Genomic DNA, 24,184 nt, shown 5'->3' with positions numbered 1-24,184 from the left:
GAGGCCCGGAAGCGGACCGTGTGCAGAAGGAGGCTTAGGGCGGATGGCAGCAAAAAGTTTTTTATTAAAGATTGTAACCCCGCAGCAGTTATTCTATTCCGGGGAAGTGGAGATGGTCGTGGTAGAGCAAGCCTCGGGGCAGGAGGGCTACATGGCAGGGCACAGCCCGGCCCTGAAGCGCCTGGAAAAGGGCGAGGTAAAGATCCGGGAGGCAGAGGGGAAAGAGCCCCGCATCGTGCAGATCCCGGGGGGCCATATCCACGTGGGAAAGACCATGGCAGTCTATACCAGATATGCCGGCTGGAAGGCGGGGGAATAAAAGCAGAGTTCATGCCTGTGAAATAAAAAAGAGGCGCGCAGATATTATACAGTATGTATCCTGCGCGCCATTTTAGAAGCAAAAAGCAGGGGAACCGCAACCATTTAGACAGGTCTGCCTGAACGGCTGCGGAAAATTCGTAGGAAACCGATGAGGTGATGGGATGTTCATTGTTTTGTTTGTACTGTGGATTATATTAAACGGCAGGATTACATTGGAAATTGCAATATTTGGCGCGGTGATCTGCGGCGCCTTATATTTGTTCTTATATAAATTTATGGAGTACTCCCCGAAGCGGGAGCTGGTGATTGTAAGGTGCACCGGGAAGATCTTAAAGTATGTGGTGTTCCTGGTGGTGGAAGTGATCAAGGCGGCCCTGGCGGTGTCGAAGCTGGTCCTGGAGTTTGACCGGGAGCCGGAGCCGGTGCTTGTCCGTTTTAAAACCGGGATCCGGACCCAGACGGGGCAGACGGTGCTGGCCAATTCCATCACCCTGACCCCGGGGACGATCACCGCAGACCTGGAGGAGGGGAACTACATCGTGCACAGCCTGGACCGGGAATACGCGGTGGGGATCCACGAATCGGGCTTTGTGGAAAAGCTTGTGGAGCTGGAGGCTGCGGCAGAGGGAGGAGGAAAAGGTGATGTTTCATGACATCCCCGTATTGGGGGCATTGAGTGAGAAGTTTTTAATCGTGGTGCTGGCAGTGCTCTGCGTGATGTTCCTCCTGTGCCTGCTGCGCCTGGTGCTGGGGCCGTCGGTGGCAGACCGCCTGCTGGCGGTGAACATGCTGGGCGGGATCGTGACTGCGGCCATCGCGCTGCTGGGCCTGCTGCTGGAGGAATCCTACCTGCTGGACATCAGCCTGATTTACGGCCTGATCAGTTTCCTGGGGGTGGTGATCCTGTCGCAGATCTATATCGGGGCCTGCCGTGCACGCAATGAGAAACGAAAAAAGAGGGAGGAGGGAGCGCTGGATGATGGTTCTTGAATGGATCCGCTTTCTGGCAGGCGCCGTATGCATGGCAGCGGGGCTTGTCTTTTATATCATACAGTTTATCGGTGTTTTCCGGTTCAAATATGTGCTGAACCGGATGCACGCAGCGGCCATCGGGGATACCCTGGGCTGCGGGCTGATGCTGCTGGGTGCGGTGGTTTTCAATGGGTTCACCTTCCCGAGTGTTAAGATCCTGTTTCTGATCGTATTCCTCTGGATGACCTCCCCGGTTGCGGCCCATATGGTGGTGAAGCTGGAAGTGCTGTCCCGGGAAAAGATGGAGGACTGCTGTCCGGTTGAGGCAGCGGAAGAGGTGAAGGCGTGCTGCCCGTCAGAACAGGCAGAAGAGATAAAGGAGGGGGAAGCATGACAGTCATTACCTGGATCTTATTGGTGTTTCTGGTGCTGTGCGCAGCAGCGGTCAGCTTCCATAAGAACCTGTTGAATTCCATCCTGATTTTTATGGCCTACAGCCTGATCATGTCGATCCTGTGGATGATCATGGAGTCGCCGGACCTGGCGATTACAGAGGCGGCGGTAGGCGCGGGAGTGACGTCCCTTTTATTTTTTGTAACTTTGAAGAAGATCAAAGGGATCTCAGCTGAGAAGGATGACGAAAAGGAGAAGGAAGAATGAGCAGAAAACGTCCGCAGGAGGAGTACAATGAAAGCCTGTCCGGCCGGTTCAAGCGGTGGCTGGACGGGGAAAAGGACCCCTTTGTGGGGACCCTGGAGATGAAGCCCCCGGCCCCGGTGCAGGAGCCAGAGGAGCCGTATGGTCCCTCCGACTATGAAGCGATCAGAAAAAAGAGCCGGGACTATCCCCGGAATAAAAGGCTGAAAGGGTATGGGCATGTGTACCGCACGGTGAGCGTGGCAGTGTGCCTGCTGCTGATTGGGATCCTGGTGTATGCGGTGTCCTTCCTCCCCTCCGTGGGGGCAGAGTCCAACCCAGCCAATAATGAAGTGCCTGCGCGTTATATTACCCAGGGGCTGGAGGAGACGGGTTCCGTGAACCTGGTGACGGGGATGATCCTGACGTACCGTGCCTTTGATACCTTTGGGGAGACCACGGTGCTGTTTATCGCGACCTGCTGCGTCATGATCCTTTTGATGGTGGAGAATGAGGAGAAGCGCAGGAAACTGAAGCTGGATGACTACGGCCTGGAGCCTCTGGAGGACACGGTGCTGAAGAAGGTGGCGAAGGTGGTATGCCCGGTGATTTTTTTATTTGGGATCTATATCATCTTAAACGGGCATCTGTCACCGGGGGGCGGGTTCTCGGGGGGCGCGGTGATCGGCGCGGGGATGATCCTTTACGCGGCGTCTTTCGGGTTTCCCAGGACCCAGCGGTTCTTCAATGAAAAGATCTATGTGATCGTGAAGGTGACAGCCCTGCTGCTCTACGGCCTGATCGCCCTGCACTTTTTCTACACGGGGGCCAACGGGCTGGAACACCTTTTCCCGCTGGGGGAGCCCGGGGCTATTTTAAGCGGGGGGATCATCCTGCCCATCAATATCTGCGTGGGGACAGAGGTGGCATGTACAATCTATGCATTTTATGCATTGTTCCGGAGAGGGGGGCTGTAAGATGGGAAGCCATTTAACGGCAAATTTCATAGAGGTGGTGGCGGTCATTTTGTTTGGGATCGGGTTTACGGACCTGTTCCTGCATAAGAACCTGATCAAAAAGATCATCGGCCTGAATATCATGGATACGGCGGTGTACCTTTTCCTTGCGGTAAAGGGGTACATCAAGGGGCTCAAAGCGCCCATCATCGTGGACGGGGTGCAAAGCGTGGAGGCCTACATCAACCCGGTGCCCAGCGGGCTTGTGCTGACGGGGATCGTGGTGTCGGTGTCGGTGACGGCGCTGATGCTGGCGCTGACTATCTGCCTGTATCAGAGATACCACACGCTGGACCTGGATAAGATATCGCTCAAGATAAGGGAGAAGGAAGAATGAGTTTTGTACAGAATGTGCCCTGTTTTTCGATTTTAGCCGCCATGTTTGCGGCGATCATCACGTCCGCGCTGAAAGGGAAAGCGGCCCGGCGGCTCAGCCTGTGCATGACGGGGGCGGTGGGGGTGATGTCCGCCTTCCTGCTGGCGTTTTTGATGGGGACGGGGGAGAGCTATGTGTATGTGATGGGCCACTTCCCGGCGCCCTGGGGAAACGAACTGCGTGCGGGCATGCTGGAGGCGGCCATGGCGCTTTTATTCTGCGTGATCATGCTGCTGGCTTTGTGGGGCGGCATGGAAGAGGCGCGCAGGGACCTGGAAGCGGATAAGGCGAATTTTTACTATATCATGGCGGACCTGATGCTGGCGTCCAACCTGGCGCTGGTATACACCAATGACCTTTTTACCGCCTATGTGTTTGTGGAGATCAATACCATTGCAGCCTGCGGGCTGATCCTGGGGAAATTCAATGACCTGACCATTGCGGCGGGGGTGCGCTACATGATCATGAGCCTGATGGGCTCGGGGCTTTTGCTGCTTGGCATCAGTTTTTTCTACGATATGACCGGGCACCTGCTCCTGAGCAACATCAAGGAGAGCATCCTGCTGCTGTGGCAGACCGGGGAGTACCGGGTGCCGCTGATCGTGACCATCGGGCTGGTGAGCGTGGGGCTTGCCATTAAGAGCGCCCTGTGGCCCTTCCATGCGTGGCTGCCCAATGCCTATGGGAATGCCACGGCGTCCTCATCGGCCATGCTTTCCAGTATCGTATCCAAAGGCTATATCTTCCTGCTGGTGAAGATCATCTACCGGGTGACGGGGGCGGAAGTGTTTGCGGGAAGCGGGATCATCAATGTGCTGTTTGTATTCGGGATCATCGGCATGGTGCTGGGGTCCCTGGATGCGGTGCGGCAGAAGAACCTGCGGAGGATGGTTGCCTATTCCTCCGTGGCACAGATCGGTTATATTTTCATGGGCATCGGCCTGGGCTCAGCGGCGGGGGCCGGGGCGGGGCTCTACCATATCTTCGCCCATGCAGCGGCAAAATCCCTGGTGTTTGTGGCGGCCTTCGGCCTGATCAAGGTGTCTGCGGGGAACGCGGATATCCAGGGGCTTCGTGGAGCCGGGTTCCGCAATAAAGCAGCGGGTGTGGGCTTCGTGGCCGGTTCGCTGTCCATGGTGGGCATCCCGGGGTTCGGCGGGTTTGTCAGCAAGCTGATGTTTGCGGAGGCATCCCTGGAACGGCCGGCCTATGCGGTGGTGGTGCTGGCGGCGCTGGCGGTGAGCACGGTGCTCAATGCGATTTATTTTATGAGAGTGGTCCTGATCCTGTATACTCCGCTGACTGCGGAGGAAAAAGCGGCGGGGATGAAAGAGCAGACAGCGTGCAATCCCTGGCAGTTCAAGGCTGCCATTGGGGGCGGCGTGGCCCTGACGCTGTTTTTGGGCATTGGTGCGGCGCCCGTGATGCAGGTGGTCAGACAGGGGCTGGAGATCTTTGGATAAGGGAGCACTCTAAGGCAGATTAGGAGGAAATATGTACACACAGGCGTGGATTCTATGTTCAATCTTTATACCGGCAGCGGCAGGGCTTCTTTTTCTGGTGCTCCCTGCCAAAAAAATGGAGGAGAAAAAGATGTCCTGGGCGGCGGTGGCAGCCCTGGCCCTTACTGCAGTGTCTGTGGCCCTGCTGCTGGTTTCCTACGGCCGGGGGAGCGGGGCAGAGCTTACGCTGCTGACCCTGACAGAGGGCCTGGACATCACCTTCCGGCTGGATCACCTGGGGGCTTTTTTCCTGGGGTTCATTGCCTTGGTCTGGCTGCTGGGGGGCATCTTTTCGGTAGAATACCTGCACCATGAACACCATAGGCGGCGGTTCTGGGGCTTTTACCTGCTGACATTGTGTGCGCTGCAGGGCCTAAGCCTTGCGGGGAACCTGGTGACCATCTATCTGTTTTTTGAAATGATGACCCTGGTGTCCATGCCCCTGGTTTTGCATGCCCAGAGCCACGAGGCGGTCATGGCGGGGCTGAAGTATCTCTTTTACTCCATGTGCGGGGCTTACATGGCGCTGTTCGGGGTCTTTGTGTTTTACCACTTTGGGAGCAGCATGGATTTCCTGCCCGGGGGCGTGATGGACCCGGCGGTGCTGGCCCAGAACGGGACCATCCTGCACCTGGGGCTGTTCTTCATGATCCTGGGATTCGGCGTGAAGGCCGGTATGTTCCCCATGCAGGCGTGGCTGCCCACGGCCCATCCGGTGGCGCCGGCCCCGGCTTCGGCCGTGCTCTCGGCGATCATTGTAAAGGGCGGGATCCTGGCAGTGCTGCGCTCGGTGTATTACATTGCGGGGGCGGAGTTTCTGCGGGGGAGCTGGGTGCAGTATGCCTGGCTGGTGCTGGCGCTCATTACCATCTTCCTGGGCTCCATGCTGGCCTTTAAAGAGCCGGTGTTTAAGAAGCGGCTGGCCTACTCGTCTGTGAGCCAGGCTTCTTATATTATGCTGGGCATGGCCATCTTAAATCCCGTGGCCCTGACCGGGTCCCTGCTGCATGTGTTATTCCATGCATTGATTAAGACGGCTCTTTTCTTAAGCGCAGGGGCGGTCATTTACCAGACCGGATATACCAGGGTGGACCAGCTCCGGGGGATCGGGAAAGAGATGCCGGTGACGCTGTGGTGCTATACCTTTGTGTCCCTGGCCTTAATCGGGATCCCTCCGGCCAGCGGATTCATCAGCAAATGGTATCTGGCGGAAGGGCTTTTGGAGAGCGGGGTCAGGACCTTCTCCTGGCTGGGGCCGGTGGTGCTGCTTGTGAGCGCGCTGCTCACGGCGGGGTACCTGCTTCCGGTTACCATCGACGGGTTTTTGCCCGGCAAAGATTATAACTGCCAGGCAGGGAAGAAACGGGAGCCTTCGCTTAAGATGGTGCTGCCCCTTTTCATCCTGGCCGCAGGGGCGCTGCTCATGGGCGTGTTCCCGGGCAGCCTGATTACATTTCTTGGAAACATAGCGGCAGCGGTCGTATAAGGAGGTGGGGACATGAACGAAACGTTTTTAATCATAGCCGTGGTTTTTCCGATCGTGACAGCGGTCTTTATTCCGCTCATTCCGTTTCGGAAACGCGCGCACATGGAAGTCTATATCGAAGCCGTGGTCCTGCTGACTTCGGCCCTTGTCCTCCTGCTTTTGTTTAACCGGCCGGGGGAACTGGTGCTGCTGCAGTTTTCAGAGAAGGTGTCCTTTGCTTTGAAAATCGACGGGATGAGCATGGTGTTTGCGGGGCTGGTCTCGGTCCTGTGGCCCATTGCCACCTTGTATTCCTTTGAGTATATGTCTACGGAAGAGCGGGAGCAGCCGTTCTTCATGTTTTATACCATGACCTATGGGGTGACCCTGGGCATTGCTTTTTCAGCCAACATCGTGAGCATGTATTTCTTCTACGAGATGCTGACCCTGGTGACCATCCCGCTGGTGCTCCATACCTTTACCCGGGAAGCGGTCCTTGCGACCAGGAAATATATTTATTTCTCCATCGGCGGGGCGGCCCTGGGCTTCATGGGGCTGGTCTTTTTGGTCCGCTGCGGGGGCCCCGGCGGGTTCACCCTGGGGGGGATCCTCCAGGGGCATACGGCAGGCCTTGGGATGGACCTGGTGCTGCTGCTCTATGTGGTGGCGTTTTTAGGCTTCAGCATCAAGGCGGCCATGTTCCCTTTTTATTCCTGGCTTCCGGATGCGGGCGTGGCGCCTACGCCGGTGACCGCGCTGCTGCATGCGGTGGCGGTGGTAAAGGCGGGGGCATTTGCCGTGATCCGGCTGACCTATTACTGTTTTGGCACGGAGCTTCTGCGGGGGACCTGGGCACAGAACGTGGTAATGGCCCTGGCCATGTTCACGGTGGTGTTCGGCTGCAGCATGGGCGTGAAGGAGACGCACATGAAGCGGCGGCTGGCCTTCTCTACGGTGAGCAACCTGTCCTACATCATCTTTGGGGCCACGATCATGACGCCGGCGGGCCTTTTAGGCGCGCTGTGCCATATGGTGTTCCATGCGGTCATGAAGATCAGCGCTTTTTTCTGCGCCGGATCCATCATGCACCAGACCCACAAGCACTATATCTATGAGATGGACGGTTTTGGGCGGAAAATGCCCTGGGTGTACGGGGCCTTTACGGTGTCGGCCATCGGGATGATGGGGGTGCCCGGGGGGTGCGGGTTCATCAGTAAATGGTACCTGGCAAAGGGGGCCTTAGAAAGCGGGAACCACCTGGCCTGGATCGGGGTGGGGTGCCTGCTGGTGTCGGCGCTTTTGACGGCCATCTATATGATGACCATCGTGGTAAGGGGCTTCTTCCCGGAGAAAGGGTTTGATGAGAAGGCCCTGGCGGGGGTGAAGGACCCCAGCTGGCAGATGGTCCTGCCCCTGCTGCTGTTTTCCCTGGCGATCATCGGGTTCGGGCTGTACAGCACGCCGCTTACGGATTTCCTGGCGAAGGTTGTGACGGGCGTGTATTAGAGTGGATAACCGGAAGGCTTTTGTGAAAAGGCCGGTGTGTTTTTGAAGACGGTAACCGGTGAATTTGAGGAAGCAGTAACCGGTGGATTACAGGAGGTTGAGAATGAGGTATTTTAGGAGGTGGCACGCATGAATGGAATCCAACTGGCAGTCCCGGTGTTTTATCCCATGGCCGGGGCGCTGCTGACCTATCTGATCGGGAGGAAATCCAAGGAGGGACGGAATTACTTTGCGGATTTCATCGTCATTACGGAATTCCTGCTGCTGCTCTATGGGGCATTGCGCCTGCAGGGGAGCGAGGGCATCCTGGAGGGGATCTGCGGGATGGGCCTGCATTTCAGTATGGACGGCTTCCGGGGGATCTACGCGGTGGTGGCCGGGTTCATGTGGATGATGACCATTGTATTTTCGCGGGAGTATTTCAGGCATTACCGGAACCGGAACCGGTATTACTTGTTCCAGCTGGTGACCCTGGGGGCTACCGTGGGAGTTTTCCTGTCCGCGGATTTATATACCACGTTTCTGTTTTTTGAGATCATGTCCTTTACGTCCTACGTGTGGGTTGCACAGGATGAGAGGAAGGAATCCTTAAGGGCCGCCCAGACTTACCTGGCAGTGGCGGTGATCGGGGGCATGGTGCTGCTGATGGGGCTGTTTCTGCTCTACACGTCCGTGGGCACGCTGGAGACCGGGGCGCTCTATGAGGCCTGCCAAAGTTATCCGGATAAAAGGCTGCTTTATATAGCCGGGGGCTGCCTGCTGTTCGGGTTCGGGGCGAAGGCGGGCGCCTTCCCGCTCCATATCTGGCTGCCCAAGGCCCATCCGGTAGCGCCGGCGCCGGCTTCCGCCCTGCTGTCCGGTATCCTGACTAAGGCGGGGGTATACGGGATCCTGGTGGTCAGCTGCTACATGTTCTACGGGGACGAAAAGTGGGGCAGCCTGATCCTGGCCCTGGGCGTGGTGACCATGTTTGGGGGCGCGGTGCTGGCAGTCTTTTCCGTGGATTTAAAGCGCACCCTGGCGTGCTCGTCCATGTCCCAGATCGGGTTTATCCTGGTGGGGACGGGGATGCAGTGCCTGCTGGGGGAGGAAAACGGGCTGGCAGTGCACGGGACCTTCCTGCACATGATGAACCACTCCCTGATCAAGCTGGTGTTATTCATGGCGGCGGGCGTAGTGTTTATGAACACGCACCAGCTGAACCTGAATGAGATCCGTGGGTTTGGGCGAAAGAAACCGTTCTTAAACCTGGCCTTTCTGATGGGGGCCTTAGGGATCGGGGGCATCCCGTTCTGGAACGGGTATATCAGCAAGACCCTGCTCCATGAGAGTATCATCGAGTATTCCAAGGCCCCGGTGTTTGTGTTTGTGGAATGGATGTTCCTGATCAGCGGGGGGCTGACGGTGGCGTATATGCTGAAGCTGTATGTGTCGGTGTTCTGGGAGAAGAATGCGGATCCGGCAAGGCAGGCGGAATTTGACGGCATGGGAAAGCACTACATCAATAAGCAGAGCATGGCGGCGATTGGCGTGAGCGCGGCAGTCCTGCCGGTGCTGGGGATGACGCCGGTGAAAACGATGGAAGCGCTGGCAGGTGCGGCCCAGGGCTTTATGCGGATGGAAGGGGAGGCACATATCCCCCACTTCTTCAGCATGGAGTGCTTAAAAGGGGGGCTGATCTCAATCGCCATCGGGGCCCTGGTGTATCTGCTGGTGATCCGGAGGGTGTTCCTGCGCAAGAAGGAAGGGGGCGCCAGCACCTATGTGGATGCGTGGCCGAAATGGCTGGACCTGGAGAACCTGGTGTACCGTCCGCTGATCCAGGGGGTGCTGCCGTTTATCGGGATCTTTGTGTGCCGGATCGGGGATTCGCTGGTAGACGGCCTGGTGGTGGCGCTTAGGAAGACGCTGTATAGGGACCGGAAGATTCCTTACCGTACGGGGTCGCTGCCGAAAGTGGACACGGCCATCGGGAAGCTGCTGGATCAAGGCGCGGCGTACTTAAAGAAGCAGGAGGAGAATGTGTCATACCGTAGGAAGCTGGGGATCCGTGCGCTGGAGAGGAAGGAAAGCCGGGATATGATCCGTTACAGCCTTTCATATGGGCTGCAGCTGGCGGGGATTGGGATGATCCTGATCCTGGTGTATCTGCTGCTGTAGGGCAGTGTGAAAAGTTATGGTGTTATAGGAGAGCAAACCGGGAGAACAGGCTGGAGAGTGTCTGTTTTCCCGGTTTGTTTCGTCAGGAGGGTATCTACATCCTTTGTTAAAAGGCCATTCCATATTTCGATACGTATTCCTTACAGTCACACAAGCGATGCTGCTTCCGCTGTTTGTGTGCAATATTCACTAGGCAATTATTGATATTTTATTTACATTAAAAGCAAGTGTAAATTGATGAGAAGCTGATGGTGGCAGGAGTACTTTTTTATAATAGTATACCTGATGCAGCAAGGCAGCCGGCAGGAATAAATGGGTGAAGGCCATTTATTATAAAGGGAAACAATGAAACAAGATTAGAGCGTCCTTGATAATTCATAGCGCCTATCTGACCGCCCTGCTCACCCGGGCACATGAATTATCAAACATACTCTGTCAGAGAAAGGAATGGTAGCAGAAGATGAGAGAAGTAAAAGAAGTTGTTAAGAAGTTTACTCCGGAAGAAATTAAAGAATATCTGGACCGTATAGGCATGTCTCCGGTGGAAGAACCTACCAAAGAAGCGCTGGATGAAATAATCTATCGCCAACAATGTTCACTTCCATTTGAAAATTTAGACAGTTTTGATTTACATAAGGAAGTGTGCCTTGACCCTGACTACGTATTTCAGAAAATTATTCAGGGAAAAAGAGGCGGATACTGCCTGGAACTGAATGGGTTATTATATCGTCTGCTCATTAGTCTCGGGTACGATGCAAGATTATGTTTTGTAAGGGTTTTACTGGGATCGGATGACTTTACGACTTGGGCGGATCACAGAGCGATAATCGTAACTCTTGATGGAGCAGAATATTTCTGCGACGGCGGCCTCGGAGGTCCAATGCCTGCAGGTGCATTAAAGATTGACACCGACGAGTGGCAGACCTATAAAAAAGAGTCATTCCGAGTTCTGCCCAGTATAAAGGGATGGTATGAAGTGCATCGGAAAACCCGTATCAGCCAGCAAGTAGGAAGGGAAGATGCAGCGGAGAGAATAGAAATACTGTTTTCCGATGTAGCATGCTTTAGTTCTGATTTTGCCTTCTTGAATTATTTTCAGTCGACATGTAAAGATGCGCGTTTCTGTATGCTAAGAGTTATTAACATACGTACCGAGGATGGGTACCGCACGCTTATCAATGATGAGTATAAAGAAGTGTCAGAAGATAACGTTATAATAGAACCGGTTGGCGGACGCTTAAAAGAAGTGCTAAAAGAAAAGTTTGATATTGAGATTGAGTTGTAGATGTAGGATGTAGGGAGTTTTATGGCGGGTGAGGGACGACCTGGAAAACGGACATAGGGGTGTGCGGATACGGGTTTTGGCTGTAAGCCTAAGCCAGAGTAAAGAAAAAAGGAAGAAAAAATGCGGCGACCGTGGCCACATCGCCCAAAGCCTTGATGGCTTTGCGCGCTGGGGCCAGGAAAAACGGTGATTCGGGATCACCGTTTTTGCCCCATTTTTTCTTCCTTTTTTCTTAACTCTGACTAACAGCCAAAAGACGCATCCGTACACCCCCATGTCCGTTTTCCAGGTCTGGCGCATCAACGCGGTAAGACGGCTACATTTTTAAGGGATCTGGGCGGGAGTGGCGGATGTGTATTTACTATAATAAAGGGTATAAAAGTAAGATGTGTATTGGGGATTATCTATGGTTTTATCCTATTCTTAGCTATTTAATTATGACATAATATTTACTATGTATACATACATCATATATGGAAGAAACCCCTCAACTGTAAGGCTCGAACAAACCACACAACGGACAATTCAAAGCCCCGCTCTAAATCCCGGATAAAGCACTGCATAGCCATTCGCCATCCGCTGCCCCCGATTATGCATCCCGCAGGGATTGCACCATACCTGCCGTCCGGTGTCCAGTTTCAGGACATAGGTAAGTAAAAAGTTTCAGGACATAGGTAAGTCCAAATGTTAAACTATACAGAAATAACCAACGAAAGAAGGTGTTTCTGTATGCCATGGAAGGAGACCTCTGTTATGGAACAAAGTAAACAATTTATTACAGAATATCTATGTGGAACTGATAGCTTTAAGGCTCTCTGTCAAAAGTTTGGAATCTCAGAAAAAACTGGACATAAGTGGAAAAACCGCTTTCTGGAATTTGGCTTCTCCGGCCTCGCGGATCAGAGCAAGGCCCCTTCTAATTCTCCGAATCAGCTGGATGAAGATACCGTCATTCGTTTAATTAAAATGCGTTCCGCTCATCCGGCCTGGGGGCCTAAGAAACTGGCCGTTCTTTACAAGAGCGCTTATCCAGAGTCGCCAACACCATCTGAGAGTAGTATTTATCGCATTTTGGGAAAAGCTGGGTTGATTCCCAAACGACGCTTTCGGCATCCCGATCCAACTGTTTCCAAACTGCGTAATAAGTTGGAAGCTCTTCAACCCAATGATGTCTGGACCGTTGATTTTAAAGGCTGGTGGATGTCCCAGGGGGAACGCTGTGTTCCACTGACCGTCCGTGATCTGCACAGCCGATACATTCTTACCATCCGCCTGATGGAGAGAACAACTGCGGATGCTGTCAAAGCTGTATTTGAAGAATTATTCTATCACTACGGACTTCCCAAAATCATTCGCAGTGATAATGGTACTCCTTTTGCTTCCTCAAATGGCTTCCTTGGTTTGACAACCTTAAGCGCATGGTGGATGTCTCTTGGCATTCTTCCGGATCGTACCGATCCAGGCTGTCCAACGCAAAATGGTGCCCACGAACGCATGCATGCAGATATAAGCAGGGAGATTCAAGGAAAAATACCTGGTGGCAGAGAGGCCAATCAAGCCGCCATTGATTTGTGGGTGGAAGAATACAACAACATCCGCCCACATGAAGCCTTACAAATAAGTACCCCCTCCGATTTTTATAAAAAATCTACCCTGCTATACGAAGAAGCGTTAGCAGAACTGGAATATCCGATTGGTTACCTGCCAAGAAAGATTAACAAACATGGAGAAGTAAAAATCAACAAAACACTGTATTCTGTAAGTTCATCACTTCGAGGCTTACAGGTAGGAGTGCAGCCAAACGGTGATAAAACATATATCATTTGGCTTCACGACTTTCCACTTGGAATGCTTGATACAAAAACCGCTTGTATAACGGCAATGGATGTTTTAAACTGATACTAATTAACAATTCGACTTACCACCTGTTGAATCGACTTACCTATCTCCTGAAACAAAAGACTTACCTATCTCCTGACTGGTCAGACTGGTCAAGTACGCCTCCCTCCGCCCCCGTCTCCCTCCCTGGCGGGCGTCCCCCCCCACCCCGCCCGCCAAGTGTGCAATATTCACTAAGTAATTTTAAATATTGTGGCTATACTGAAAATAAGTATAGAAAGGAGCGGAAAGTGCCATGTTATTAGATCAGAAGAAGTTTTATCAGGACATTGCCAGCTATTATGAACTTGACAACTACGAAGATTTACAGGTATATTTAGATCATAAGGAACAGGAAGTGAAACAGTCAGCTATGCCGGATCCGGGATGTGTTATGTGCGGCGGCGGTGATGTGGATGAAGACGGGATTGCGGCGGTTACAAGGAATTGGATCCAGGAGCGGAATCATGCAATTGCAGTCATCATTTATGAGAAGGCAAGGCTTTTAGAAAAGCTTGAAAAGTGGGAAGAATGCCTGGCTAAATATAAAGAAGCCGTACAGATGATGGAGCGGTGCAAGATGACGAATTTAAGTATTTATGAACCAGCGGTTGACAGCATCAGGTCAATTGAGGAAGAGAAGGAGTAGGTGCATATGAAAGATGTAGTTCTTGGTCAGTATAAGGGAATAGAGTTTCCTGCGCAGCTGAAGGGAAGAGAAAAAGAAGATTACCTCATGAAAATATTGGTTGAAAGCTCGAAGGCAAAGGTATCTGAAAGCAGTGTGAATGAAAGAGCGAAAAGAATGACCGAGGAGTATGCGCTTCGTTTAACCCAGCAGGGCCTGTCTATCGAACAGTATTATGAGGCTTCCAAAACAGATGAGAAAGCCTTGGTAAAGAAGATGCAGGGGATAGCTAAGAGCCAGCTGAAAGGGAAAATGATCCTGGAGGCGATCGCGGAAAAAGAGAATATTACCGTGACACAACAGGATGTAGACACCGAGATCAAGAAGTTAACCATGAGATATCCTTTGGATGAGAAGAAGATTAGGGAAATCATGCAGGGAGCAGAGGAACGGCGTTTGAAAAAGGACATTTTAACAAGAAAAGCAATGGACTTTGTATCAGAACATGCTGTGGAGGCTGCGACTGTTTGAAAAAAGTAAAGTGAGGTGATAGATATGCGTCCCTATTATGATAATACCGCCAGAGAAGTCCTTGCAATTGCGGCAGAAGCAGCAAAGAACATGGGGCAGGTCACTGTAGGAACAGAACACATTCTGTTGGGGCTGACCAAGGTGAAAAGCGGTATTACACAGACAGTATTAAAGCGGAACGGATTAGATGAACAACTGGTAACAGCGATGATTGAAGAGTGGGTACCGTCAACCGGGCTTACGATTCTGCAGACGGCCTGGAGTTATTCTCCGGAATGCACCAAGATCCTGGATAAAAGCCATAAGCAGGCCGCGTGGTTCCAGGCAGAGCTGACCGGGGCAGAGCATATTTTACTGGCAATATTACAGGATGAGACTATTTCCGTTACGCGGTTTTTTAAAGCCGCACAGGTGAATACTTCAGCCATATATGTAGATATGATCGCAGAGATGAAGCGGAAGAAAATCGGCCTGGCAAAATTGGATGAGTCCAAGACAAACTCCATCCACAAGCGTACGGAGCTTCTGGATCAGTTTGGACGTGATCTGACAGAGATGGCGAGGGAAGGAAAGTTAAGCCCATTGATTGGCAGGGAGAACGAGAGCCGCAGGCTTCTTCAGTCGCTCTGCCGCTGGGGAAAGAACAACCCCTGTCTGATTGGGGCACCTGGAGTTGGGAAGACAGCAATTGTAGAGGGCTTTGCTCTTGCTATCTCTGAGGGAAGAGTTCCGGGGATTATGAAGCATAAAAGAGTTGTTGCAGTTGACCTGGCAAGCGTTGTTGCAGGAAGCAAATACAGGGGAGACTTTGAGGAACGCTTAAAGCATATTATTCAGGAAATTACCGAATCAGGAAATGTAATCTTGTTCATAGATGAGATTCATACGATTGTAGGAGCCGGGGGAACAGAGGGCGGAATTGACGCTGCGAATATTCTGAAGCCGTGTCTGGCACGGGGAGAGATACAGGTCATTGGTGCGACGACCACAGAGGAATACCGCAGGTATATTGAAAAGGATGCTGCGCTTGAACGGCGCTTCCAGCCGATTCAGGTGGAAGAGCCGTCCGAGGTGGAAAGCCTGGCAATTCTGAATGGCGTAATCGACAGGTATGAGAAGCACCATTCGGTGAAGTTCCTGCCTGAGGCATTAGAAGCCGCTGTAGAATTATCCAAACGCTATATCAATGACCGTTATCTTCCGGATAAGGCGCTGGATTTAATCGATGAAACTGCCGCAGCTGTATGTCTGGACAGATCCGACGGTACGGAACTGGAAGCGGGGGAAGATAGTCCGGCAGAAGAGGCAGTGACTGAGATTGGTGCCAATGAGATTGCTCGTACAGTTTCACAATGGACCGGAATCCCGATTATGCAGGTAAATGCCGATGAAGGCACCCGCCTGCTGAAGCTGGAAGAGATGATCGGAGAGAGGATCGTTGGACAGCAGCAGGCCGTTAAGGCTATTGCTAAAGCAATGCGCAGAGGACGCGCTGGTATACAGAACCCGAACAGGCCGATAGGTTCTTTCCTGTTCCTAGGACCGACAGGAGTTGGCAAGACAGAACTGAGTAAGGTACTGGCAGAGTTTATGTTTGATAAGCCGGATGCATTTATCCGCCTTGATATGTCCGAGTATATGGAACCGCATTCCGTAGCCAAGATGATTGGTTCCCCTCCGGGATATGTAGGATTTGAAGACGGCGGCCAGCTGAGCGAGAAGGTACGTAGAAATCCTTACTCTGTCGTCTTATTTGATGAGATTGAGAAGGCCCATCCGGACGTATTTAATATGCTGCTTCAGGTTTTGGAAGATGGTCATATGACGGATGCGAAGGGCAGAAGGGTAAGTTTTAAGAATACGGTTTTAATTATGACCTCTAATGCCGGCGTCCAGAACCACGATATACACCGCAAACTTGGCTTTAAGACTGGAAATGAGAGTGACCAGGGAAGCAATGAAGAGATTAAGAACGAGATTCTGTCCGAGATCAAGCATGTATTCCGTCCGGAATTCCTGAACCGTATAGATGATATCATCGTCTTCAGAAAGCTGAACGATGAGGATATGAACGCAATTGTCAGTCTGCTGATCCAGGATCTGACGGCTCGGTGTGATGGCATGGGAATTACAGTTCATGTTGGCGAGGATGTGAAACAGTACCTGGTAGAGAAGTATGTAAATCTGCAGTACGGTGCAAGACCTCTGAAGAGAGCTGTCCAGTCAGAAGTAGAAGATGTAGTGGCAGAAAGAATGCTTTCAGGCGATATCCTTCCGGGAGATGATGTATACATCTGTATGGAGGAAGGAAAAGTAAATTTGAATGTGAATCCTAACATTGAGAGTGAAAAAGCCGGTAAAACGGTAAGAAACCAGAAAGCGGAAGAAATACCTGCAGTATTAGCTGCTGATTCCAGTGAAAAGGCAGAAATGGCAGAAGAAAAATAGGTATATTAAAAAAGTGAGAACGTAAGCATACCAAAGGGAATGAGGTCCCGGTTTCTGCGCTCAGGTTAAAAGGGGAAGGAATCCCACATGTATTGTGGCATTCCTTTCCTTTTTCTTCATGATACAGGACTTGTAAACTTTGCTGGTGTCCCAGGTAGATTTCCTTCCTTTTATAGGTTAAAGTGCTGAAATGACCGATATCGTAAAATGCCTTCGAAATTCACTGCTTTACCCTTGCAACGCGCTAAATCAGAGGGGTTGAGAGAAATGCAAAAAGAAAATTAGAATTTTTCAAAGGTGTGCAATGTGCACTAACGATTAACCCTAAAAGAGAGTTAAGATGGCTATAACAACGAATTCAAGATTGAAAAGGAGGAAAAAACATGAATTCAAACGAAAGTAAAGTACAGGAAATCTTAAAACAGCGGGGTATTGATACGGCGGCAGTTGATGATGCTACAGAAGCCGATATTCCGGAACCATGTGAACGTTTTAAACAATTAATGGAAGTTTATTACACATTAAAGGTATCAGCAGATATGGAAACTCCATACTGGTACAACAGAATCTGGTGGGAGAACGATGGTGACCTTATTGAGGTTAGAAGAGCTAAAGCGGTTGCAGGCGGATATGCTCATACAACACCGACTATCCTTCCTTGGGAAAAACTCGTAATGAACAAATGTAAAAACGTTCGTGGTGCATTCCCGTTCCCATGGGTTACAGCAAGTTTCTTCAATGCTCAGGCTGAAGCTCTTATGAACGAAGTTGATGCTCCAGCAGAGAGTTCAGCAGATGCTGTTTCTCAGGTTGGCGCCGGCGGCGGTAACGTAACAGAAAGTTACGGCGAGATCGTTTCTCTTGCTAAGAAGTTTGGTATGAGAAAAGAAGATATTCCTGTACTTGTAAAAGTATCAAAATACTGGGATGGAATTTCAGTAGAAGATATCAGTACAAAATACGGAAAGATGCTTCCTGGATATGATCAGTTCGAGAAAGTTATGGATTCAGTAGTTGTTATGTTCGATTCCTTCGCAATTCCTCAGGGACGTGAAGTTATGAACTACTACCTGCCATTACAGTATGGTTTCGATGGAATCATGGAACTGTGTGATGAGAAGATCGCAGAGTTCATGGGTGAAGCAGGCGATGACGGTGTTCTTGGCATGAGCCGTGGATACTATTACGCAGCAATGAAAGAAGTATGTAAAGGTTTAAGCAAATGGTGCCAGAACTATGCTGACAAAGCAAAAGATCTTGCAGCACGTGAGCCGGATCCGGAATTCAAGAAGAATTACGAAGAAATCGCAGAGGTTATGGGAAATATCGCTCATAAGGCTCCAGCTACATTCCGTGAAGCTCTTCAGATGACACTTTGCTTACACTATGGCGTTGTAAACGAAGATCCTCAGTCAGGACAGTCTATCGGACGTCTCGGACAGGTTCTGCAGCCATTCTATGAGAAAGACATCCAGGATGGAGTTGCAACAGATGAAGATATCATCGAACTTCTTGAATTATACAGAATTAAGATTACATGTATCGAATGTTTCGCATCAGCTGGTGTATCCGGTGGTGTTCTTTCCGGAAATACATTCAACAACCTGTCAATGGGCGGCCTGGGATACGATGGTCTTACAGCAGTTACTCCGTTAGAGTACCTGATCGTTGAAGCTGGTATGAGAGCACAGACTCCACAGCCTACACTGAGTGTACTGTATGATGAGAAAACTCCTGAAGACTTCCTGATGAAGTGTGCTCGCTGTACAAAACTTGGTATGGGATATCCGGCATGGATGAACAACCAGACAGGTATGAACTTCATGATGAGACAGTATGGACCAGAGGGAATGGGCGTTGTTGAAGCAAGGGCATGGTGCCTTGGCGGATGTCTTGAGTCATCTCCTGGAACATTCTCACCATTGAACTACAATGGTAAAGTTACGATGGTTCCTGGCGGAGCTTCTCCGACATGTGGAACAGGTATCCACTTTACAGCACTTCCTAAGATTCTCGAGCTCGTGCTGACAAACGGTGTTGATGCAAGAACAGGCAAAGAGGTATTCCCGCCTCACAACGAAAAGATTGATTCCTACGAGAAGATGGTAGATCTGTGGTATAAATATCTGGATCTCAGCAATCAGATCGTTAACAAGATTAACAACCTGCAGATGGATATCTGGAGAAAATACAATATGCCGGCAGTAGCTTCTCTGCTTAAGGGCGGCTTCTTCACAAACGGACAGCATATTGGAAACTGTGGAGCAAAATACAACGCAACAATTAACTTTGAGTCTTGCGGAACTATTACATTTATCAATGCGCTTGCTTCTATTAAGAAGAATGTATTTGATGACAAAGCATTCACACTGGAAGAAATGACAGACGCAATGATTAACAACTTCGGCTTCAAGACAGCTTATGAGACAGGCGTATTCTCACCTGACTTCAGAGAGAGCACAGATCAGGCTGAGAAATATGAAAAGATTTTCGCAGCATGTGTAAATGCACCGAAGTACGGCAATGCAGAAAGATATGTAGATGACCTCTTAGTAGATTACGAAATGCGTATGAAAGAATACATACCTACAATCAGATCTTACTACGGCAAACCGTTGTATATGTGCCAAATTTCTGTATCCACACATGGTCCTCAGGGATTCATTACACTGGCAACAGCAGACGGAAGACTTGCAGGAACAACTTATTCAGACGCATCTGCATCTGCAGCACCAGGAACAGATAAGAATGGTATGTACGCAGTATTTGAATCAGCTACAGTATATGATCATTCTATGTGCCAGAACTCACAGATGAACTTAAAGATTCATCCGACGGCTGTTAAGGGACTGACCGGAACAAGAAAGCTTCTGGATGTTATCCGTGCTTACATGCGTAAGGGTGGATTCCACGTACAGTTCAACATCGTAGGTTCCGATACTCTGAGAGCTGCTCAGAAGAAACCAGAATCTTACCGTGACCTGATGGTTCGTGTTGCTGGATTTACACAGTACTGGTGTGAAATCGGTAAGGCAATTCAGGATGAGGTTATCTTTAGAACAGAATACGACGAAGCGTAAAAAAAAGAGAGAGATGGAGGTAGAATCATGAAACATAACAACTGTGTAAATTATATAAATCTTGACTGCGAAAAAGGTATGTGTGCACTTTCAAAAGTGATCGTTCCGATCGATGGCGAGGGAAGCGATGCCTGCCCGAAGTATGAAGCAGCTCCGGCTTGCGGAAACTGCCAGAATTTCGAAAATCCGGATAAATACGGAATCGGAACCTGCAAAGGATTCTGCAAAGAGAACTGGGCTTATTCAACATGCGGAGCATTTAGCTGCGAAAACTACAAAAAATAAAAAATAATTAATTAAGGAAGTCATATATGGAAAAGAATGGATTAATTTTCGATATTCAAAGCTATTCCGTGCATGATGGACCGGGCTGCAGGACGAATGTATTTTTCATAGGCTGTCCGCTTGAGTGCAGATGGTGTGCCAATCCGGAAAGCTGGAAAAGAAAAAAACATATAATGTTTGCAGAGAAAGTATGTAAGTATGATAAGGGTTGCAGGGCATGTAGAAATACATGCCCCAAGGACTCTATCAAATTCGATGAGAATGGGAAACCTAGCATAACATGGTCCATTTGTGAAGACTGCGAGAGCTTTGAGTGTATAAGCATTTGTCCGAACAATGCCTTGAAACAGTGTGTGAAAGAGTACACAGTAGACGGCCTGATGAAAATATTAAAACGGGATTTCAGTAACTGGGGTTCCGAAGGCGGGGTTACGTTTACAGGCGGCGATCCGCTTATGCATCACGATTTTCTGTATGATGTGCTGATGGAATGTAAGAAGTCACACATACATACGGCAATTGAGACGAGCGGTTTTGCAACGGAAGAAAACTTTTTAAAGATTTTAACAAATATTAACTTCGCTTTTATTGATGTGAAGAATATGGATACGGAGGCTCATAAGTGGGGGACGGGCGTCGGAAATGAATTGATTCTTTCGAACATAGAGGCTTTGGTAAAATTCCCATGGAATGGACGTCTGGTACTTCGTCAGCCGACGATCCATGGTTATAATGATAGTGATGAAAATGCAATGAAATTGATCGAGTTTATGAAGAGGCTGGATCTTTTTGAAATCAACCTTCTGAAATTCCATCGTATGGGAACCTCGAAATGGGAACAGCTGGGAAAACAGTATGAATACGTAGACCACGGGGATATGACAGATGAGAGAATGAAAGAACTGCAGACTTTATATCTGGATAATGGAATTGCATGTTATATTGGTGACGATACACCTTTCTAAAGGACACGAATTCACATAAGGGAAATGGAGGGGCAGGAATGTCTAATTCTAAACCAGGAAATATCGTAAAACAAATTATATGTTATATAGGTGGATTACTTATTATTACGATTGGTATCAATATATCCAAGATGTCCAATCTGGGTATCTCTCCGGTAAGTTCTATTCCAAGAGCAACAGAACAGATTTGGGGATTTACTCTGGGTGTAACTACATTTATTATTTACATCTTTTTGGTAGTAGCACAGCTTGTTATTCTACGGAAGGATTTTAAACTTAGAAATGCTCTGGGAATCCTGCTGACATTTGTATTCAGCTGGATGATAGATTTAACCGGAACAGATCCGAAGGCCATAGGGCACCTTATGCTTAACTTCCCAAGGCCGTCTAATTATATTATGCAGTTTATTTATATGGTGGTCAGCGTAATTATTATTGGTATCGGAGTATTCCTTTATCTGCGTCCAAACTGGGTGCCGATGCCTGCAGAAGGCCTTGCAGGAGCTATTGCACAGGCTACAGGAAAGACATTTGGAGATTGTAAGACAATCGTTGATACAAGTATGATCGTTATCGCATTGATTCTTCAGTTAATTTTCCTTGGAGGACTGCAGTCTTTCGTTGGAGAAGGCGTTGTAGTAAGAGAGGGTACAATTATTGCAGCGATCTTCGTAGGCCAGGTTGTAAAATTCCTGTCCAAACGTTTTGCTAAGTCTATCGAAGGATGGCTTCATGCAGGTGAAGAAAAGGCTTAAAACATATATTTACGGTATGAAATTATATTTAGGAGGAAATGGGAATGAAAGCATTATTTACGCCAAGTCTTTTGACTGGCGATGAGATGATTGATGCTCATCATAAAGAATTGTTCAAACGTGCCAACGATTTATTTGAAAGCATTGAAAATGGAGATAGTACGGAGAAAGTGCAGGAGACTTTGGGATTCCTGGCAGATTATACAACCTACCATTTCAGTGAAGAAGAAAAACTGATGGACGAAGTACAGTATCCAAAAACCGATGCTCACAAAGAGATGCATGCAGCACTTGTAGAAGATGTAAAGAATCTTGCAGTTAAGCTTGCAGCAGAAGGCCCGACAAAGGAATTTGAAGAGCAGGTTAATAAGAAAGTCATTGAATGGTTATATACTCATATTAAAGTAAATGATCAGGAACTGGCAGAGTATAAGAACGTTAGAAGTCAGATGGACAATTTGGGGTAATATCTGACAAACTCGTTAATGGAGAGTAAAAGCGGTGAGATTGGGAGGAATCCGGATTTCATCGCTTTTTTAGAAAGAAGGGGAAATATGGAGATAAAAAAGATACTTGAAAAATCAGACGAGCTTTTTGCAAAAGGAAAATCTAAAGAGGCCTGTGATTATCTGGAAAACTCCCTGAAGACGGCCCGTTCGGAGAGCGATTGGGCATCACAGCTTACCATACTAAACGAGCTGATGGGATATTACAGAAGTATCAGCCATTTGGATCAGGCATGGGAATATGCTTATGAGGCATTAGAGATTGTTATGCAGCATAAACTAGATGAGACACTGGCAGGAATGACGACTTATCTGAATATAGCAAATATCTACCGTGCGTCCGGGCAGGTAGACAAGGCCATGGAACTTTATCTTCAGGTAGAAAAAGTATATAAGCGGGAAAATTTAGAAGTTGACTATCGTCTTGGCGGTCTTTATAATAATATGTCAGTAGCATCATTGGAGGCAGGCAGACTTCAGGACGCTGTGAAGTATGGTGAACAAGCCGTAAAAGTACTGGAACAGGTACCGAATTCAGCAGACGAACGGGCAACAGTATATGGGAATTTGGCAGGTGCATTTCTCAGGGTGGAACAGCCGGATTTTGAGCGTGTGCAGTCCTATCTGGATCAGGCTGTAGAGCTTTTTGAAAAGGAATGCGATAATAGTCCGCACTACTGCGGCGTGCTTGCCATGAAGGCATATACGGCGTATTTAAGCAAAGATCTGGAAGGCTCTCTTGCAATGTATGAAAAAGCTATGAAAGAGACAAAGAAGCATTATGGGGAAAATTCCGATTATAAACGTCTTGTAGAAAACTACAATGCGATCAGGAGGAAATTGGAAAATGGTACAAAGTAATGGTCTGCAGCTTGAGAAGAAGGGGCTGGAGCTCTCCCAGGAATATTATGAAACGATCGGAAGGCCTGTATTAGAGGAATTATTTCCTGCTTATATGGATAAGATCGCCGTGGGCCTGGTGGGCGAAGGTTCCGAGTGCTTTGGATATGACGATATGATTTCCATGGATCATGATTACGGACCTAGCTTCTGTATTTGGCTGACCAAGAAGGATTATGAAGTAATTGGAGAGGAGATGAGCGAAATATACGACGCGCTTCCCAAGGAGTACGGCGGGATCTCCGCCAAGACTCACCGGACCGAGGCGGAAGGGCGCAGAGGCGTTTTAGAGATTGATAAATTCTACCGGAAATTCCTTGGGGCAAGAGGAGTTCCAGAAAAACTGCCGGACTGGCTGATCATACCGGAACATTATCTGGCAGTGGCAACCAACGGTAAGGTGTTTGAGGATAATCTGGGAGAATTTACGGGTATACGCGAACAGCTGCTGGGATATTATCCGGAAGATATCCGTCTGAAGAAGATAGCGGCCCGCGCGATTACCATGGCGCACTCAGGCCAGTGCAATTACAGCAGGATGATGAGAAGGCACGACACCGTAGCGGCAGTTCTTGCCTTGTCTGAATTTATTCGTGCAGCCATATCCATGGTGTATCTGTTGAACAAAAAATATACCCCTTACTATAAATGGATGTGGAAGGGGATGAAAGGAATGGATAAGCTGACTGAAGTCAGGACAATCCTGAAAAAGCTTGTGGATGTGGGGCCGAACAGAGGCAGCTGGTATACAAACGAATGGAATACCTACCAGATTGAGCTGAACAGGAACGACAAAGTGATCGTTATGATAGAAGACATCTGCGCTCTTGTTATCGAGGAAATGAAGAATCAGGGAATCAGCAACAGCTCATCCGATTACCTGGAAGAACATGCCTATGCAGCAAGGCATCGTATTAAGGACGATACGATACGTTCCCTTCCTGTAATGGCATCATAAGAGAGGATGAT

At 49.4% G+C, this 24,184-nt stretch carries 23 protein-coding genes; all 23 read left to right on the top strand.

Translation table 11 applies throughout. The features are described 5' to 3' along the window. The first annotated feature begins 43 nt into the window (after window positions 1–43). The 23 genes from MWG26_RS21010 (at window position 44) to MWG26_RS20900 (ending at window position 24,173) form a co-directional block, all read left to right on the top strand. Window positions 44–319 (top strand): hypothetical protein, encoded by a 276-nt coding sequence (locus tag MWG26_RS21010; protein ID WP_025657867.1) that lies wholly within the window; start codon window positions 44–46, stop codon window positions 317–319. 163 nt (window positions 320–482) lie between these two features. Beyond that, window positions 483–974 (top strand): Na+/H+ antiporter subunit E, encoded by a 492-nt coding sequence (locus MWG26_RS21005; protein ID WP_025657866.1) that lies wholly within the window; start codon window positions 483–485, stop codon window positions 972–974. Continuing rightward, window positions 964–1,311, top strand: a complete 348-nt coding sequence (locus MWG26_RS21000) for an MrpF/PhaF family protein (protein WP_049915940.1) — start codon at window positions 964–966, stop codon at window positions 1,309–1,311. The genes MWG26_RS21005 and MWG26_RS21000 overlap by 11 nt, the downstream gene beginning before the upstream one ends. Next, a complete protein-coding gene (locus tag MWG26_RS20995) occupies window positions 1,298–1,687 on the top strand; it encodes a cation:proton antiporter (RefSeq protein WP_025657864.1) in 390 nt (129 codons plus the stop codon). Before MWG26_RS21000 ends, MWG26_RS20995 begins: the two co-directional genes overlap by 14 nt. Then, complete coding sequence (locus MWG26_RS20990; RefSeq protein WP_025657863.1) at window positions 1,684–1,953, top strand: hydrogenase subunit MbhD domain-containing protein; 270 nt, start codon at window positions 1,684–1,686, stop codon at window positions 1,951–1,953. The genes MWG26_RS20995 and MWG26_RS20990 overlap by 4 nt, the downstream gene beginning before the upstream one ends. Beyond that, window positions 1,950–2,906: a hydrogen gas-evolving membrane-bound hydrogenase subunit E gene (gene mbhE, locus MWG26_RS20985; protein WP_025657862.1), complete on the top strand. Its 957-nt coding sequence runs from the start codon at window positions 1,950–1,952 to the stop codon at window positions 2,904–2,906. The genes MWG26_RS20990 and mbhE overlap by 4 nt, the downstream gene beginning before the upstream one ends. A 1-nt stretch (window position 2,907) precedes the next feature. Then, on the top strand, window positions 2,908–3,282 hold the full coding sequence (locus tag MWG26_RS20980; protein ID WP_025657861.1) for a sodium:proton antiporter: 375 nt from the start codon (window positions 2,908–2,910) through the stop codon (window positions 3,280–3,282). 125 nt (window positions 3,283–3,407) lie between these two features. Then, window positions 3,408–4,784, top strand: coding sequence for a complex I subunit 5 family protein (locus MWG26_RS20975; protein WP_081733221.1), 1,377 nt, complete (start codon window positions 3,408–3,410; stop codon window positions 4,782–4,784). A gap of 31 nt (window positions 4,785–4,815) precedes the next feature. Continuing rightward, window positions 4,816–6,309: a complex I subunit 5 family protein gene (locus MWG26_RS20970; RefSeq protein WP_025657859.1), complete on the top strand. Its 1,494-nt coding sequence runs from the start codon at window positions 4,816–4,818 to the stop codon at window positions 6,307–6,309. A gap of 12 nt (window positions 6,310–6,321) precedes the next feature. Further along, the gene (locus tag MWG26_RS20965) at window positions 6,322–7,794 is read left to right on the top strand and encodes a complex I subunit 5 family protein (RefSeq protein ID WP_055152690.1); all 1,473 of its coding nucleotides are present in this window, start codon (window positions 6,322–6,324) and stop codon (window positions 7,792–7,794) included. Between the two features lie 129 nt (window positions 7,795–7,923). Further along, window positions 7,924–9,954 carry a complex I subunit 5 family protein gene (locus MWG26_RS20960; protein WP_240285558.1) on the top strand — a complete coding sequence of 677 codons (2,031 nt, stop codon included), beginning with the start codon at window positions 7,924–7,926 and terminating at the stop codon, window positions 9,952–9,954. 460 nt (window positions 9,955–10,414) lie between these two features. Further along, window positions 10,415–11,239 (top strand): arylamine N-acetyltransferase family protein, encoded by an 825-nt coding sequence (locus MWG26_RS20955; RefSeq protein ID WP_025657877.1) that lies wholly within the window; start codon window positions 10,415–10,417, stop codon window positions 11,237–11,239. A gap of 753 nt (window positions 11,240–11,992) precedes the next feature. After that, window positions 11,993–13,138 (top strand): DDE-type integrase/transposase/recombinase, encoded by a 1,146-nt coding sequence (locus MWG26_RS20950; RefSeq protein WP_240285557.1) that lies wholly within the window; start codon window positions 11,993–11,995, stop codon window positions 13,136–13,138. A gap of 235 nt (window positions 13,139–13,373) precedes the next feature. Continuing rightward, window positions 13,374–13,766 carry a hypothetical protein gene (locus tag MWG26_RS20945; RefSeq protein ID WP_025655705.1) on the top strand — a complete coding sequence of 131 codons (393 nt, stop codon included), beginning with the start codon at window positions 13,374–13,376 and terminating at the stop codon, window positions 13,764–13,766. A 6-nt stretch (window positions 13,767–13,772) separates the two neighbouring features. Continuing rightward, window positions 13,773–14,276 (top strand): trigger factor, encoded by a 504-nt coding sequence (locus tag MWG26_RS20940; RefSeq protein ID WP_025655706.1) that lies wholly within the window; start codon window positions 13,773–13,775, stop codon window positions 14,274–14,276. 24 nt (window positions 14,277–14,300) lie between these two features. Continuing rightward, the gene (locus tag MWG26_RS20935; RefSeq protein ID WP_153919948.1) at window positions 14,301–16,724 is read left to right on the top strand and encodes an ATP-dependent Clp protease ATP-binding subunit; all 2,424 of its coding nucleotides are present in this window, start codon (window positions 14,301–14,303) and stop codon (window positions 16,722–16,724) included. Window positions 16,725–17,107: 383 nt separating this feature from the next. Next, window positions 17,108–19,804 carry a 4-hydroxyphenylacetate decarboxylase large subunit gene (gene hpdB, locus MWG26_RS20930; protein WP_025655707.1) on the top strand — a complete coding sequence of 899 codons (2,697 nt, stop codon included), beginning with the start codon at window positions 17,108–17,110 and terminating at the stop codon, window positions 19,802–19,804. Window positions 19,805–19,831: 27 nt separating this feature from the next. Next, window positions 19,832–20,089, top strand: a complete 258-nt coding sequence (hpdC, locus tag MWG26_RS20925) for a 4-hydroxyphenylacetate decarboxylase small subunit (protein WP_117440822.1) — start codon at window positions 19,832–19,834, stop codon at window positions 20,087–20,089. Window positions 20,090–20,115: 26 nt separating this feature from the next. After that, window positions 20,116–21,054, top strand: coding sequence for a 4-hydroxyphenylacetate decarboxylase activase (gene hpdA, locus MWG26_RS20920; protein ID WP_117440821.1), 939 nt, complete (start codon window positions 20,116–20,118; stop codon window positions 21,052–21,054). A gap of 38 nt (window positions 21,055–21,092) precedes the next feature. Beyond that, window positions 21,093–21,809 carry a YczE/YyaS/YitT family protein gene (locus tag MWG26_RS20915; RefSeq protein WP_117440820.1) on the top strand — a complete coding sequence of 239 codons (717 nt, stop codon included), beginning with the start codon at window positions 21,093–21,095 and terminating at the stop codon, window positions 21,807–21,809. A 44-nt stretch (window positions 21,810–21,853) separates the two neighbouring features. Next, on the top strand, window positions 21,854–22,276 hold the full coding sequence (locus MWG26_RS20910) for a bacteriohemerythrin (protein WP_025655710.1): 423 nt from the start codon (window positions 21,854–21,856) through the stop codon (window positions 22,274–22,276). An 87-nt stretch (window positions 22,277–22,363) separates the two neighbouring features. Continuing rightward, a complete protein-coding gene (locus MWG26_RS20905) occupies window positions 22,364–23,176 on the top strand; it encodes a tetratricopeptide repeat protein (protein ID WP_162149262.1) in 813 nt (270 codons plus the stop codon). Next, complete coding sequence (locus tag MWG26_RS20900) at window positions 23,163–24,173, top strand: DUF4037 domain-containing protein (protein ID WP_025655712.1); 1,011 nt, start codon at window positions 23,163–23,165, stop codon at window positions 24,171–24,173. Before MWG26_RS20905 ends, MWG26_RS20900 begins: the two co-directional genes overlap by 14 nt. The last annotated feature ends 11 nt before the right edge of the window (window positions 24,174–24,184 follow it).

Source organism: Faecalicatena contorta, assembly GCF_022835095.1.
In the GTDB taxonomy this organism is placed as follows: domain Bacteria; phylum Bacillota; class Clostridia; order Lachnospirales; family Lachnospiraceae; genus Faecalicatena; species Faecalicatena contorta.
The sequence above is the reverse complement of the archived record's forward strand: the minus strand, read 5'-3'. Positions and strand labels throughout refer to the sequence as shown.

Bases quoted from the DNA above. Each gene is read 5' to 3' on its own strand.
- MWG26_RS21010 (WP_025657867.1), top strand. From the start codon at position 44: ATGGCAGCAAAAAGTTTTTTATTAAAGATTGTAACCCCGCAGCAGTTA.
- MWG26_RS21005 (WP_025657866.1), top strand. From the start codon at position 483: ATGTTCATTGTTTTGTTTGTACTGTGGATTATATTAAACGGCAGGATT.
- MWG26_RS21000 (WP_049915940.1), top strand. From the start codon at position 964: ATGTTTCATGACATCCCCGTATTGGGGGCATTGAGTGAGAAGTTTTTA.
- MWG26_RS20995 (WP_025657864.1), top strand. From the start codon at position 1,298: ATGATGGTTCTTGAATGGATCCGCTTTCTGGCAGGCGCCGTATGCATG.
- MWG26_RS20990 (WP_025657863.1), top strand. From the start codon at position 1,684: ATGACAGTCATTACCTGGATCTTATTGGTGTTTCTGGTGCTGTGCGCA.
- mbhE (WP_025657862.1), top strand. From the start codon at position 1,950: ATGAGCAGAAAACGTCCGCAGGAGGAGTACAATGAAAGCCTGTCCGGC.
- MWG26_RS20980 (WP_025657861.1), top strand. From the start codon at position 2,908: ATGGGAAGCCATTTAACGGCAAATTTCATAGAGGTGGTGGCGGTCATT.
- MWG26_RS20975 (WP_081733221.1), top strand. From the start codon at position 3,408: ATGTCCGCCTTCCTGCTGGCGTTTTTGATGGGGACGGGGGAGAGCTAT.
- MWG26_RS20970 (WP_025657859.1), top strand. From the start codon at position 4,816: ATGTACACACAGGCGTGGATTCTATGTTCAATCTTTATACCGGCAGCG.
- MWG26_RS20965 (WP_055152690.1), top strand. From the start codon at position 6,322: ATGAACGAAACGTTTTTAATCATAGCCGTGGTTTTTCCGATCGTGACA.
- MWG26_RS20960 (WP_240285558.1), top strand. From the start codon at position 7,924: ATGAATGGAATCCAACTGGCAGTCCCGGTGTTTTATCCCATGGCCGGG.
- MWG26_RS20955 (WP_025657877.1), top strand. From the start codon at position 10,415: ATGAGAGAAGTAAAAGAAGTTGTTAAGAAGTTTACTCCGGAAGAAATT.
- MWG26_RS20950 (WP_240285557.1), top strand. From the start codon at position 11,993: ATGGAACAAAGTAAACAATTTATTACAGAATATCTATGTGGAACTGAT.
- MWG26_RS20945 (WP_025655705.1), top strand. From the start codon at position 13,374: ATGTTATTAGATCAGAAGAAGTTTTATCAGGACATTGCCAGCTATTAT.
- MWG26_RS20940 (WP_025655706.1), top strand. From the start codon at position 13,773: ATGAAAGATGTAGTTCTTGGTCAGTATAAGGGAATAGAGTTTCCTGCG.
- MWG26_RS20935 (WP_153919948.1), top strand. From the start codon at position 14,301: ATGCGTCCCTATTATGATAATACCGCCAGAGAAGTCCTTGCAATTGCG.
- hpdB (WP_025655707.1), top strand. From the start codon at position 17,108: ATGAATTCAAACGAAAGTAAAGTACAGGAAATCTTAAAACAGCGGGGT.
- hpdC (WP_117440822.1), top strand. From the start codon at position 19,832: ATGAAACATAACAACTGTGTAAATTATATAAATCTTGACTGCGAAAAA.
- hpdA (WP_117440821.1), top strand. From the start codon at position 20,116: ATGGAAAAGAATGGATTAATTTTCGATATTCAAAGCTATTCCGTGCAT.
- MWG26_RS20915 (WP_117440820.1), top strand. From the start codon at position 21,093: ATGTCTAATTCTAAACCAGGAAATATCGTAAAACAAATTATATGTTAT.
- MWG26_RS20910 (WP_025655710.1), top strand. From the start codon at position 21,854: ATGAAAGCATTATTTACGCCAAGTCTTTTGACTGGCGATGAGATGATT.
- MWG26_RS20905 (WP_162149262.1), top strand. From the start codon at position 22,364: ATGGAGATAAAAAAGATACTTGAAAAATCAGACGAGCTTTTTGCAAAA.
- MWG26_RS20900 (WP_025655712.1), top strand. From the start codon at position 23,163: ATGGTACAAAGTAATGGTCTGCAGCTTGAGAAGAAGGGGCTGGAGCTC.